This window comes from Janthinobacterium sp. TND4EL3 (assembly GCF_900156175.1).
In the GTDB taxonomy this organism is placed as follows: Bacteria; Pseudomonadota; Gammaproteobacteria; order Burkholderiales; family Burkholderiaceae_D; genus Janthinobacterium.
Map to the genome: position 1 here is coordinate 67,659 of NZ_FTMV01000017.1, position 12,046 is coordinate 79,704.

Genomic DNA, 12,046 nt, shown 5'->3' on the forward strand with positions numbered 1-12,046 from the left:
GAGCGACCTGGTCAACGACCTGCTGGACCTGGCCAAGATCGAGGCGGGCAAGGTCGACGTGCACGCCAACAGCTTCCAGGTGGCCGACCTGTTCAGCGCCCTGCGCGGCATGCTGCGCCCGCTGCTGGTGTCCGAGTCGCTTACCCTCACCTTCATCGCCCCCGATCCGGCCCTGCAGATCCATACGGACGAAGGCAAGCTGTCGCAAATCCTGCGCAACTTCATCTCCAACGCCCTCAAGTTCACGGAAGCGGGCGCCATCATCGTCAGCGCCACCCCCCCTGCCGGAGCAGGACGCGATCCGCTTTGCCGTCTCCGACACGGGCCTGGGCATCGGCGCCGAGGACGTGCAGCTGATCTTCGAGGAATTCAGCCAGGTGGAAAACCACATGCAGCGCAAGGTCAAGGGCACGGGCCTGGGCCTGCCCCTGTGCCGCAACCTGGCGGCCCTGCTCAACGGCACGGTGACCGTGGAAAGCACGCCGGGCAAGGGCTCGCTGTTTTCCGTGGTCCTGCCCACGCACTACCTGCCGCCCGAGGGCAGCCTGCCGACCAGCGCGCCGGCCAACGACAACGGCAACGACCAGCGCATCCCCGTGCTGGTGGTCGAAGACAACCCGCCCGTGCGCCTGCTGTATGAAAAATTCCTGGCCGGCAGCGAGTTTCGCGTGGTGGCAGCGCGCAGCGTGCGCGAGGCGCAGGAGCGCTGGGAGCAGCAGCGGCCCGCCGCCGTCATCCTCGACATCCTGCTGCACGGCGAAAACGCCTGGCACTGGCTGGCCGAGCTGAAAAACGACCCGCAACGGCGCCAGGTGCCCGTCATCATCGCCACCGAAATCGACGACAAGCGCAAGGGCCTGGCGCTGGGGGCGGACGCGTACTACGTCAAGCCCCTGCTGCGCCAGCAGCTGCTGGCCACCCTGCGCGCCCTGCTGGGCCACACAAGCAACCGGCAAGCGCCGGACACGCCGCAAGGCACAACCAACTGGGATAATGCGCATGCTACCGGATAACAACAGCGATGCTCTGATCCTCAACGTCGATGACAGCGACGGCGCACGCTACGCCAAGTCGCGCATCCTCACGCGCGCCGGCTTCAAGGTGATCGAAGCGTCGAATGGCGGCGACGCCCTGCTGCGCGCGCGCCAGGAACGCCCGAACCTGATCCTGCTCGACGTCAAGCTGCCCGACATCAACGGCCTGGAAGTGTGCCGCCAATTGAAGGGCGGGACCGACACGAACACCATCCTGGTGCTGCAGACGTCGGCCTCGTGCATCGGCACGGCCGACAAGATCCGCGCCCTCGACGGCGGCGCCGACAACTACCTGGTCGAACCGATCGAGGCCGATGAACTGATCGCCAACGTCAAGGCACTGCTACGCCTGGGCAAGGTCGAGCGCGCGCTGCGCGATGTCGACCGCCGCAAGGATGAATTCCTGGCCACGCTGGCGCACGAATTGCGCAATCCGCTGGGCCCCATCCGCACGGCGCTGGCCCTGCTGTGCAAGCTCGATCCCGTCGTGCCGGCCATGCAGGACAATGCGCGGCGCACCATCGCCCGCCACACGGACCACCTGGTGCGCCTCGTGGACGACCTGCTCGACGTGTCGCGCATTTCGCAGGGCAAGATCTCGCTGCAGTGGGAAAGCGTCAGCCTGGCCAGCGTCATCCGCAGCGCCGTCGAAACCAGTTCGCACAGCATCGTGGCGCGCGGCCATGCGCTCGACGTGAACTTGCCCGGCGAAGAATTGTGGGTCTGCGGCGACGCCGTGCGCCTGTCGCAGATCGTTGCCAATCTGCTGCTCAACGCGGCCAAGTTCACGGCGCCTGGCGGGCGCATCGTCATTCGCGCCGAACGCGATGGCGACACCGTGCGCATCCGCCTCAGCGACAACGGCATCGGCATCGACGCCGCCAGCATCGACAGCATCTTCGGCCTGTTCGCGCAGAGCGGGCACTCTCCCGACCGGGTGCAGGACGGCCTGGGCATCGGCCTGTCGCTGGTGCGCAACCTGGTGCAGCTGCACGGCGGCCAGGTCAGCGTGCGCAGCCCCGGCGTAGGCCTGGGCAGCACTTTCGAGGTCAGTCTGCCGCTCGACGCCAACGTGCCCCTGCCGGTAGCCGCCCCCGCGCCGCCAGACGCCGGCGGCAGCCAGCGCATCCTCGTCGTCGACGACAACTGCGATGCGGCCGACACCCTGGCCGAGCTGCTGGAAATCTACGGCCACACCGTGTGCACGGCCTACACGGGCGGCCAGGCCACGCAGCGCACGCTGGAATTCCGGCCCGACATCGTCTTCCTCGACATCGGCCTGCCCGACATGAGTGGCTACGAAGTGGCCGTCAAGCTGCGCCAGCTGCCGATCCCGCAGCAGTTCCGGCTGGTGGCGCTGACCGGCTATGGCCAGGAACACGACCGCCAGGCAGCCATGCAGGCCGGTTTCGATGAACATTTCGCCAAGCCCGTCGATTTCGGCAAGCTGGCCAGCCTGGGGCTGCATATCGGAGCGTGATGCGGGCGGCCGCCGCCGGCAAATCGGCGGTCGGCTATAATCGGCGCAGACACAGCGCGGCCGCTCCGGGCTTCCCGGACGGCTGCGACGTGCAGCGCCGCTGCGCTGCCCGGCCCCCTGCCCGCCCTCCACTGTAACGACGACATGAAAACCCGCACGCCCCTGCTGCGCATCACCATGATACTGGGCGCCCTGCACGCCCTGCTGGGCTGGCTGCTGCTGCCTGCGCTGCCCGTCGGCCTGGCCGGCTGGCTGGCCGGCGGCGTCGTCCTGCTGGCCTCGACCATGCTGATGCCGATGACCATCTTCGCCCGCGCCGTCACCAACGATGCGCGCCTGGCCGACCGCCTGAGCTGGGCCGGCTCGCTGTGCATGGGCTTTTTTTCCTCGCTGTTCGTGCTCACGGTGCTGCACGCCCTGCTGCTGCTGATTCCCGCCGTGCGCCCGCATGCCCAGGCCTCCGCCGTGGCGGCGCTGGGCCTGGCGCTGCTGGCCACCGTCGTCGGCTTCATCAACGCCCGCAAGGTGGCGCGCCTGCGCCAGGTCGACGTGCCGATTACCGGCCTGCCGGCCGCCCTGCACAATTTCACCATCGTGCAGCTGAGCGACATCCACGTGGGGGCCACCATCAAGCGTGCCTACGTGGCAGCCATCGTCGCGCGCGCCAACGGCCTGCAGGCGGACCTTATCGCCATCACGGGCGACGTCGTCGACGGCACGGTGGCGCAGCTGGGCGCGCACACGGCGCCGCTGGGCGAGCTGCGCGCGCGCCATGGCGTGTTTCTGGTGACAGGCAACCATGAATACTATTCGGGCGCCGCGCCGTGGGTGGCGGAGTTCCGCCGCCTGGGCCTGCGCGTACTGATGAACGAACATGCGGTGCTCGAACACGGCGGCGCGCGCCTGGCCGTCGCCGGCGTCACCGACTTCAATGCGGGCGCCTTCGATCCGGCCCAGAAAAGCGACCCGCAAGCGGCCATCGCCGGCGCGCCGGCCGAGATCCCCCGCATCCTGCTGGCGCACCAGCCGCGCAGCGCGCCCGAGGCCGAAGCGGCCGGCTACGACCTGCAACTGTCGGGCCACACGCACGGCGGCCAGTTCTGGCCGTGGAATCTGTTCGTGCCGCTGCAGCAGCCCTACGTGGCGGGCCTGCACCGGCAAGGCCGTTTGTGGATTTATGTCAGCCGCGGCACCGGGTACTGGGGGCCGCCGAAACGCATCGGCGCGCCGGCGGAGATTACGCTGTTGCGGCTGGTGGCGGCGTAGAACCTAGTCGGCCCAGCTGGCCATCCAGTCCTCGAAACGCGCCACCACGGCCGGCGGATTCAAACGCGCCAGCGCGCCTTCCAGCGGCTCGCTGTCGCTGACCTCGAACAGCAGCAGATTTGCATCGCGCTCGGCGCCCGTGCCGAATACCCCTTCGGCGTCGAGCTGCGCCAGCGCCGCGATGCAGGCGTCGAACACGCCGGCGCGGAAGGTGTCAAAATCGACATCGAACGGCAGTTCGCGGTGCGCCTGCAGCAGCAGGCGGTAGGCGCTGTCGAAACAGGCGCCGCCGTCGTCGAACGCCCATTCGGCCGGGTTCCACAGCATCTCGTCACCGTATTCCGAGGCGGCCAGCGCTTCGCGGCTGTTCGCCATGCATGCTATCGTCATGGCGCTATCGTCGCTCACCAGCGCGAAAGCGTCGATGTGCTGGCCGGGATGCGCGCTGCGCACGCAGTCGAGAGCCTGGCGCGCGGCGTGCGCCACCAGGGCTTGCAGCAGCGCGAAATCGAATGTGGCCGGGTCGATGACGCTGGCGCGCGCCAAGCTGTAGCCATCGGCCAGCGCCGCCTGGCAACGGGTGGCGTAGGCGGCCTGCGCCTCGGCTTCGCTGGCGTAGTCCTTGCGCGTCGCCTCGCCCCACGTCATGGCCGCACCGCTGGCCGTCCAGACGGTCGCGCCGAACACGCGCGCTTCCCGGAAACGGGCCGCTTGACCGCCGTCAAAGGTGTAAAACAGGCTGTAATTACTATGCATGGGAAGGTCTCATCGTTTAATCGGCCCGCATCTGCGCGGCGAAATCGCGCTGGCGGAACTGCTCCAGCAAAAAATCGACAAACACGCGCGTCTTCGCGGGCAGCAGCTTCTTGCTGGGATAGTAAACGGACAGGGGGCCGGAATCGGCGTGCCAGCCGGGCAGCAGGCGGATCAGGGCGCCGCTGCGCAAATGGGCCAGCGCGTGCGGCATGGGCAGCAGCGCCACGCCGACGCCCATGACGGCGGCCTGCGCCATCGCGTCCGGGTCGTCGAAGATGGCGCGCGGCCGGCATTCGGCCACGCCTTCGCCGCCCTGCCCGTCGCGCAGTATCCAGCTGCGCAGGCGTCCGCTGCCGGCCGAGCGGCGCGCCACGCCGTCCAATTGCGCCAGATCCAGCGGATGCGCGGGCATGCGTTTCCCCTGCATGAAGGCGGGCGACGCCGTGGCGACGACGTGGGCGTGGCCCAGCTCGCGCGCCACCACGCCGGGCGTGAGCTCAATGCCGCCGCCGATGGCGACATCGAACCCCTCGCCGATCAAATCCACTTGTCGGTTGTCGAAATGGCAGTCGGGAACGACGCCCGGGTAGCGCGCGATGAACTCGCCCAGCAGCGGCACCACGTAACTGCGCCCGAACGACGGCGCCATGCTGATTTTCAGGACGCCGGCCGGCTGGCCGCCCTCTTCCGCCACGCCGGCAATCGCCTCGCGCAGGGTCGTCAGGGCGCCGCCTATCTGCTGCAGAAAGCGCTCGCCCCCTTCCGTCAGGGTCAGGCGGCGCGTGCTGCGCTGGAACAGGCGCAGGCCCAGGCTCGCTTCCAGCCGCGCCACGTTCTTGCTGACGGCCGCCGGCGTCAGTCCCAGGCGGCGCGCGGCCGCCGAAAAGCTGCCCAGTTCGGCAGACAGCACAAACGATTGCAAATGATTGAGGGCGTCCATGCGCCTATTCTACCCGCTCATTTGATACTTATAGTTGAAATTGATTGTAGCGATTCATGGCTACCGCACAGGCAATGCATGGCCGATACTGGCTGCATCTTCTCTACCACACAGAAAGCCCATCATGCAAACCCAAGCCATCATCGCCTCCCGTCCGCTGCACGACAAGATCGCCTTTGTGACGGGCGGCTCGCGCGGCATCGGCGCCGCCATCGTGCGCCGCCTGGCCAGCCAGGGCGCCACTGTCGTCTTCACCTATCAAAGCTCGACCGCCGAAGCGCAGGCGCTGGCGGCCACGGTGGAGGCGGCCGGCGGCAAGGCGCAGGGCGTGCAAGCCGATGCGGCCGACGCCGCGGCCCTGACGGCCGCCATCGCCAAGGTGGCGGCGCAGTTCGGCCGCCTCGATATCCTCGTCAACAATGCGGGCGTGTTCCTGCCCGGCGCCATTGACGATTTTTCGCTGGCGGACTTCGACAAGACGATCGCCGTCAACGTGCGGGCCGTCTTCGTCGCCATCAAGGCGGCCGTGCCGCACATGCAGGCGGGCGGGCGCATCATCAACATCGGCAGCACGAATGCGCACCGCATGCCGTTCGGCGGCGCGGCCGCCTACGCGATGAGCAAATCGGCGCTGATCGGCCTGACGCAGGGCCTGTCGCGCGACCTGGGACCGCGCGGCATCACCATCAACAACGTCGAACCGGGCCCTGTCGCCACCGACATGAATCCGCCCACGGGCGACTTCGCGGACCTGATGCACGGCCTGATGGCCTTGCCCCGCCACGGCACGGCCGAGGAAATCGCCGGCATGGTGGCTTACCTGGCCAGCGCGGAAGCGGCCTTCGTCACGGGCGCGGGGCTGAAGATCGACGGCGGCTTCGCGGCATAAGAAAAGGGGCCAGACTCTCCAGTCTGGCCCCGGCCTTTGCCATCGCTTGCAGTTATGCGCCCTTGCGCCGGCGTCCGCGCCACCACAGCAGCAAGGCCAGCAGCACCAGCACGCCGACGATGATGGCGGCGCGGGCCAGGCCGATCAGGTTCGACGGTGCCCCGCCGTTGCGCAGGGTCGTCACCTGTTCCGCCGTCACCTTGACGTCAGGATTGCCGTACATCTTCTGCACGTAATTGCCCAGGGTGACGATCTGCTCGTCCGACAAGGTCTGGCGGAAGGCGGGCATGACGTGGCTTGCAGCCTGGCCCGCGGCATGACGCCCCTTGCCGTCCGGCCGCTCCACCCCATCGAGTATCGCCATCACCAGGTTGTTGCTGTTGCTGCGGCCCGTTACCGAGTTGTGGAACAGCGGCGGCAGGCTGCCGTCGAAACTGCCCTCGCCCCGGGCCTGGTGGCAGCTGGCGCACTGTGCATCGTACAGCTGCGCGCCCGACATCTTGTTCAGGTTTTGCGGCAGCGCCACGCCGCGGATGGCAGCGAGGTCATCGCCCGCCTGACCCCATTGCGTCACGGGCTTGGTGTCGGCCTTGTCGCGGATGGCCGGCACGCTCTTGACGTAGTGCGCGATGGCGTTCAGGTCCGCGTCGCTCAGGTGCCGCAAGCTATGGTCGATGGCTTCGGCCATCGGTCCCGCCGCCTGCGCCTTGCCGGCCGCGCGGCCCGTGCGCAGGTAGTCGACCAGCTCCTGCTGGCTCCAGCCGCCCACGCCGCTGTTGACGTCCGAGCTGATGTTCGGCGCAAACCAGGTACCCAGGTCCGCGCCGCCCAGCTGTTTCGACAGCTGCTCGGCCATCAGCGCATTGCGCGGCGTGTGGCAGGTGCTGCAGTGGGCCAGGCCCTGCGCCAGGTAGGCGCCGCGGTTCCACTCCATGCTCTTGGCCGTATCGGCGACGAACGGCTTTGTGTCGAGGAACAGCCAGTTCCAGCCCGCCATCGACAGGCGGATGTTGAACGGGAACGGCAAGTCCGTCTTTTGCGCCGGCGCCGTGTCCACGGCCTCCACGCCATGCATGAAGTAGTCGTACAGGGCCGCCGTGTCCGCGTCCGTCACCCTGGCGTAGGCCGTATAGGGCATGGCCGGATACAGGTTGGCGCCGTCGGCGCGCACGCCATGGCGCACGGCGTCGGAAAACTGCTTGAGCGTGTACTTGCCGATGCCGTGCGTGGCCGATGGCGTGATGTTGGTGGCAACGATGGCGCCCAGCGGCGTGGCCAGGGCCAGGCCGCCCGCCATCGGTTTGCCGCCCGGCACGCTATGGCAGGCGATGCAGTCACCGGCCGTGGCCAGGTAGCGGCCACGCTCGATGGACTGCGCATCGGCGCCAGGAGCTTGCGCCGCCAGCACGGGCAAGGCCAGGGACAGCAAGGCGACGCCGGCCGCCATTCTGAAGGTCGCCATCATGCCGCTCCTCCCTGTTGTTCGTCGAGGATGTGCTTGACGGTGCGCAAGGCCACGGCCAGGCCGTTTTCCGTCGAGTTGCAGGTGCCGGACGTGGGCAGCACGCCCGTGCTGCACAGGAACAGGTTGGCATGGTCGAAGGTGCGGCCCCACTGGTCGCACACGGCCTTGGTGGGATCGGAACCCATCGACAGGGTGCCGCAGATGTGCTGGTTGTTGGCAAACACGCCTTCCTTGCTGTGGCGCAAGTTGGTGCCGCCCATCAACCTGGCGATCTGCTCGAAATCCTGCTTCGAGCGCTCGTGGCCCCGCTTGGTGTAGTCGTCGATCGCATAGTGCGCCTGCGGTTTGGGGATGCCCATGGCATCTTTTTCGCTGCTGAGCGCGATGCGGTTTTCCGGGTTCGGCAGCACTTCCAGCACGTTTTTCAGGCTCATTTCGCGCGCCGAGCGGAAACGCAGCTGCTGTTCGAATTCCTCGCCGAAGACGCCCTTGCCGATCAGCTCCTTGGTCGCGCCATCGACGCGCGAGATGTTCGTGAAGTCCAGGCGGTACGGCGAATGCTGGCTGCGGAAGTCGCCATCGCGCATGGTATTGATGGAATTGGGGCTTTGCGGGCCCCGGCCCAGCCACAGGTCTTCATCGGCGTCGAAGGTGATCGAGGTGCTCGGGTGGTCCATCAGGTTGCGGCCCACCATGTCGCTGCTGTTGGCCAGGCCGTTCGGGTATTTGTCCGAGGCGGAAACGAGCAGCAAACGGGGGCTTTCGATGCCGTTGGCGGCCAGGATGAAGGTCTTGGCCGTGACCCGGTGGCTGTTCTTGTCCACGTCGTAGTACAGGGCGGCCGTGATGCGGCCCTGCGCGTCGTGTTCCAGCTTGTAGACGTTGGCATTGCAGACGATCTTCACGCCGGCCGCTTCCGCCTGCTGCGCGGCGATGCCGCCGTGGTATTGCGCATCGATGGGGCAGATCGGTTGGCAGCTGTTGTTGCCGCAGCAGGCCGGGCGGCCGTCGTAGCTGACGCTGTTGCGCGCCACCGTGTTGCCGACCACCTTGAACGAGGGGTCGAGGCGTTCGCGGATGCGGCGCATGGCGTACGGCTCCGTCACGGAATCCATCGGGAAGGCCTGCTTGCGCGGCGAACCCGTGTTGTCGGCGCCGGAGACGCCCATGATCTCTTCCGCTTCCTGGTAGAACGGCTCCAGGTCTTCATAGCTGATGGGCCAGTCGACGCCCACGCCGTACAAGGTGTGGATGCGGAAGTCGTTCGGCACGTTGCGCCAGGCCTGCGCGGCCCAGTGCCACGAGGTGCCGCCGAACTGGCGGATGTATTCGGCCGGATACGGATACGGGCCGGCCTGCACCAGGTAGCCGTTGTCCTTGGGCTGGTAGATCGGGTGCGGCGCCGTGGCGACGGACGGATACGGCGACATCCAGTCGCTGCGGCGCGTCGTGTTGCGGAAACGGGCGACGATTTCGCCGCGCGACACGCGCGGGCCCGCTTCCAGGATCAGCACCGAGGCGCCCGCCAGCGCCAGCTTGCGCGCGGCCAGCGAGCCGATGATGCCGGAGCCGATCACGAGGTAATCGGCGGAGAGTTCTTCAGCCATGATGGCTCCTTAAATTGGTTTTCTGGCCCAGCTGCCGTAGGCGCCGTAGGAATACGTGGGGGGTTTCAGCACGTCGGCCACGACGGCCGCGTTCAGCGCCTGCTCGTAGGCGACGCAGACGGCCGCCTCGCCCGTGCCGACGATGCCCAGGTACCAGGCGCTGGCGATCTGGCGCGGCAGGGCCGCCAGCGGCGACTGGGCGGGAGCGAGCGCATCGAGCGCTTCCTGCAGGCCGGCCGCCTGCAAGCCCTGCGCATTGATCAGGGCCAGCAGTGCCCGTACGTTCGCCGGGAAGGCGGCGTCCTGCGCCACCAGCGCCTCATACAGCCGTTTGGCCAGCACGGGGTCGAGCACCTGGCGTCCGACCAGCATGGCCGACACGCCCAGGAAGGCGCCCTGCTCCGCATTGGCGACCGGTTCGGCCAGCGCCCAGGGAATCAGCGCCGCGGCCGAAGCCGACAGCAAGCCGGCCAGCACCATGCGGCGGCCGGGATTCAGGGGGCCGCGGCCCTCCTTGTTATGTGTAGCGTCCAATTGAAGCTCCCGTGAGTTCAGCAACCGTTCAGAAAGAATGCTTGAGACCGACCATCAGCACCGTCTGGCCGCCGTTCGACGACGGCGTGCCGTTTTGCGAATCGCCCACCGAGGCGACGGCGCCGACGACGGCGCCATCCAGGCCCAGGGTCTGGCCGCGCGCCAGCTGGCGCGCTTCGATCAGGTAGACGGCCGTGCGCTTGGACAGCGCATAATTCTGCTCGAACGACAGCTGGCGGTAGCGCGCGCGGTCGGCGATGCCGTTGGCGCGGCTGGCGTAGGTGTCGCTGTAGCCGGCGCTCAGGAACCACTGCGGCGTCCACTGGTAGCTGGCAATCAGGCCGGCCGTGTTGAAGATGGCCGTGTCGCGGAAGGTGGAATGGCTGCCCGGCTGGTATTGCACGTTGCTGGCGTTGGCGCCCACCATCCACTTGCCCATCGTGTAGCGCGCGCTGGCGGCGATGAATTCGATGCTGTCGGCCGAGGCATAGCCCTGGTTGATGGCGGAAATGCCGAAGCTGGCAGAGGCATTGTTGCTCCAGCCCATGGCATTTTCGCCATTTTTCAGTTTCAGGTAGCCGAGCGCGAATTCGGCCGGCGAGGTGCTGTACTTGACGGCGGCGCTGACGCTGCTGCCCGCGGCATTGCCGTCGGCCGCTTCGCCAAAGCCGTACTGCGCGCTGGCCTGCAAGCCGCGCCACGCTGGCATGCTGTAGGTGACGGAATTGCTGATGCGCACGGTGGTGTCGAGGCCGTCGATATCGCCGGGATGCGCGCCCGTGGCGCCCGTCAAGACATTGCTTGACGCCAGGGAACCGACCAGCAGGTAATACGGCGTGTACTGGCGGCCGGCCGTCAGGGTGCCGTAGGCTGTCGATTGCAGGCCCACGTAAGCCTGGCGGTTGAACAGGGAGCTGGCGGAACTTTGCGCGCCCGTGTCGCTTTCAAAGCCGTTTTCCAGCAGGAACAGCGCCTTCAGGTCGCCGCCCAGGTCTTCCACGCCCTGGAAACCGATCTTGCTGGCAGACAAGTTACCGCTGCGCATGTAGGTGTTCGACTTGCCGCCCTGGTTGCTCGCGTAGGCGGTGGCCGCATCGACCACGCCGTAGATGGTGACATTGCCTTGGGCGCAAACGTTTGCGCCGATGAGCGTGGAGACGGCCAGCGCCGCAGCGCGCATGCTAGTAGTGTTCATTTTTTTCCTGACTTTCCTGTTTTATTGTACGCCCGCCAAGTATTTCCGCCGTGATCAGGCAATACCGGCTGTAGCGCCGCGTCGCCGCCCTATCCGTGATGGGGGCACCCGCTGTTCTCCTTGATCTGGATCAAGTGTGGCAAATTATACGCTTATTTACTCACATGTAAGTGATTGACTGTAAGGCGTAGTCTTATAGCAAAACATTGATTAGTCTTCTAGCAAAACTGACAGAGGTCCGGACACAAGCCCGGCAGGATGCGGCAATGCGTGGAACGGGCATGGCAAAAGCAGCGGCGGCGCGTGTCGAAAAACACGCGCTCGATGGATGCGCAGGCAAGGGGAAGTTTGGGGGTTCAGCGCAGGATGGCGGGCGCCACCGGCAGGGTTTCGAGGGCAATAAAGGCTTCCAGCGCGTGGCGCATGTCTTCGAACACCTGCTTGCCATACGCCTCTTCCAGGTGGGCGTATTGCAGGTCGATCAGTTTACCCATCTGCAGCAGCAAACTGGCGCCCGCTTCCGACAGGTGCACCTTGCGGCGGCGCTGGTCGCCTTCGAACTTGCTGCGCCCGATCAGGCCCGTTTCTTCCATGCGGGCCAGGATGCCGCTCATGCTGGGACTGGAGATCTGGCAGATCTCGCACAGTTCGCGCGGTTCCAGCGTGGGGCTTTCGTTCAGCGCGCGCATGATGCGCCACTGCTGCTCCGTCACGCCGAAGTGATTGAGGATGGGGCGGAAATGCTGGAGCAGGCTGTCGCGCGCCTTCAGCAGCAGTTGCGGCATGTTCGGATAACGGATCGGTAACTGCAAGCGGGACTCCCTCGGTGGCCGGCAAATGAGCGTCATTATACGGCCGCCCCTGGGCAAACGGCGGACAG

At 66.9% G+C, this 12,046-nt stretch carries 11 protein-coding genes and 1 pseudogene; 5 read left to right on the plus strand and 7 right to left on the minus strand.

Translation table 11 applies throughout. The features are described from left to right. Positions 1 to 347: 347 nt before the first annotated feature. The 4 genes and pseudogenes from BXA07_RS31430 to BXA07_RS23280 all read left to right on the plus strand — a co-directional run. Positions 348 to 461, plus strand: a pseudogene (locus BXA07_RS31430) (hypothetical protein); the annotation flags it as partial. A 45-nt stretch (positions 462 to 506) separates the two neighbouring features. Then, positions 507 to 1,013, plus strand: coding sequence for a response regulator transcription factor (locus tag BXA07_RS31435; RefSeq protein ID WP_244556384.1), 507 nt, complete (start codon positions 507 to 509; stop codon positions 1,011 to 1,013). Beyond that, positions 1,000 to 2,514 (plus strand): ATP-binding response regulator, encoded by a 1,515-nt coding sequence (locus BXA07_RS23275; protein ID WP_076571441.1) that lies wholly within the window; start codon positions 1,000 to 1,002, stop codon positions 2,512 to 2,514. Before BXA07_RS31435 ends, BXA07_RS23275 begins: the two co-directional genes overlap by 14 nt. A 144-nt stretch (positions 2,515 to 2,658) precedes the next feature. Continuing rightward, on the plus strand, positions 2,659 to 3,780 hold the full coding sequence (locus BXA07_RS23280) for a metallophosphoesterase (RefSeq protein ID WP_076571298.1): 1,122 nt from the start codon (positions 2,659 to 2,661) through the stop codon (positions 3,778 to 3,780). 3 nt (positions 3,781 to 3,783) lie between these two features. On the opposite strand, the gene BXA07_RS23285 is transcribed toward BXA07_RS23280, so the two are convergent. Together BXA07_RS23285 and BXA07_RS23290 are read right to left on the minus strand one after the other, a co-directional pair. Further along, positions 3,784 to 4,536 carry a DUF4303 domain-containing protein gene (locus BXA07_RS23285; RefSeq protein WP_083708485.1) on the minus strand — a complete coding sequence of 251 codons (753 nt, stop codon included), beginning with the start codon at positions 4,534 to 4,536 and terminating at the stop codon, positions 3,784 to 3,786. 16 nt (positions 4,537 to 4,552) lie between these two features. Beyond that, a complete protein-coding gene (locus BXA07_RS23290) occupies positions 4,553 to 5,476 on the minus strand; it encodes a LysR family transcriptional regulator (RefSeq protein WP_076571300.1) in 924 nt (307 codons plus the stop codon). A 124-nt stretch (positions 5,477 to 5,600) separates the two neighbouring features. On the opposite strand from BXA07_RS23290, the gene BXA07_RS23295 reads away from it, so the two are divergent. Then, positions 5,601 to 6,365 carry an SDR family oxidoreductase gene (locus tag BXA07_RS23295; protein ID WP_076571303.1) on the plus strand — a complete coding sequence of 255 codons (765 nt, stop codon included), beginning with the start codon at positions 5,601 to 5,603 and terminating at the stop codon, positions 6,363 to 6,365. Between the two features lie 52 nt (positions 6,366 to 6,417). On the opposite strand, the gene BXA07_RS23300 is transcribed toward BXA07_RS23295, so the two are convergent. From BXA07_RS23300 to hpaR, 5 genes are all read right to left on the minus strand, one after another. After that, the gene (locus tag BXA07_RS23300; RefSeq protein ID WP_076571305.1) at positions 6,418 to 7,830 is read right to left on the minus strand and encodes a c-type cytochrome; all 1,413 of its coding nucleotides are present in this window, start codon (positions 7,828 to 7,830) and stop codon (positions 6,418 to 6,420) included. After that, the gene (locus BXA07_RS23305) at positions 7,827 to 9,437 is read right to left on the minus strand and encodes a GMC family oxidoreductase (RefSeq protein ID WP_076571308.1); all 1,611 of its coding nucleotides are present in this window, start codon (positions 9,435 to 9,437) and stop codon (positions 7,827 to 7,829) included. The genes BXA07_RS23300 and BXA07_RS23305 overlap by 4 nt, the downstream gene beginning before the upstream one ends. 9 nt (positions 9,438 to 9,446) lie before the next feature. Then, positions 9,447 to 9,971 (minus strand): sorbitol dehydrogenase family protein, encoded by a 525-nt coding sequence (locus tag BXA07_RS23310; protein WP_244556380.1) that lies wholly within the window; start codon positions 9,969 to 9,971, stop codon positions 9,447 to 9,449. 28 nt (positions 9,972 to 9,999) lie between these two features. Beyond that, positions 10,000 to 11,166, minus strand: a complete 1,167-nt coding sequence (locus BXA07_RS23315; protein ID WP_076571312.1) for a porin — start codon at positions 11,164 to 11,166, stop codon at positions 10,000 to 10,002. A 356-nt stretch (positions 11,167 to 11,522) separates the two neighbouring features. Next, positions 11,523 to 11,978: a homoprotocatechuate degradation operon regulator HpaR gene (hpaR, locus tag BXA07_RS23320; protein ID WP_244556381.1), complete on the minus strand. Its 456-nt coding sequence runs from the start codon at positions 11,976 to 11,978 to the stop codon at positions 11,523 to 11,525. Positions 11,979 to 12,046 lie beyond the last annotated feature (68 nt).

Coding starts and splice junctions, on each gene's coding strand:
- BXA07_RS23300 (WP_076571305.1), bottom strand. CDS start 7,830: ATGATGGCGACCTTCAGAATGGCGGCCGGCGTCGCCTTGCTGTCCCTG.
- BXA07_RS23315 (WP_076571312.1), bottom strand. CDS start 11,166: ATGAACACTACTAGCATGCGCGCTGCGGCGCTGGCCGTCTCCACGCTC.
- BXA07_RS23290 (WP_076571300.1), bottom strand. CDS start 5,476: ATGGACGCCCTCAATCATTTGCAATCGTTTGTGCTGTCTGCCGAACTG.
- BXA07_RS23295 (WP_076571303.1), top strand. CDS start 5,601: ATGCAAACCCAAGCCATCATCGCCTCCCGTCCGCTGCACGACAAGATC.
- BXA07_RS23305 (WP_076571308.1), bottom strand. CDS start 9,437: ATGGCTGAAGAACTCTCCGCCGATTACCTCGTGATCGGCTCCGGCATC.
- BXA07_RS23275 (WP_076571441.1), top strand. CDS start 1,000: ATGCTACCGGATAACAACAGCGATGCTCTGATCCTCAACGTCGATGAC.
- BXA07_RS23285 (WP_083708485.1), bottom strand. CDS start 4,536: ATGCATAGTAATTACAGCCTGTTTTACACCTTTGACGGCGGTCAAGCG.
- BXA07_RS23280 (WP_076571298.1), top strand. CDS start 2,659: ATGAAAACCCGCACGCCCCTGCTGCGCATCACCATGATACTGGGCGCC.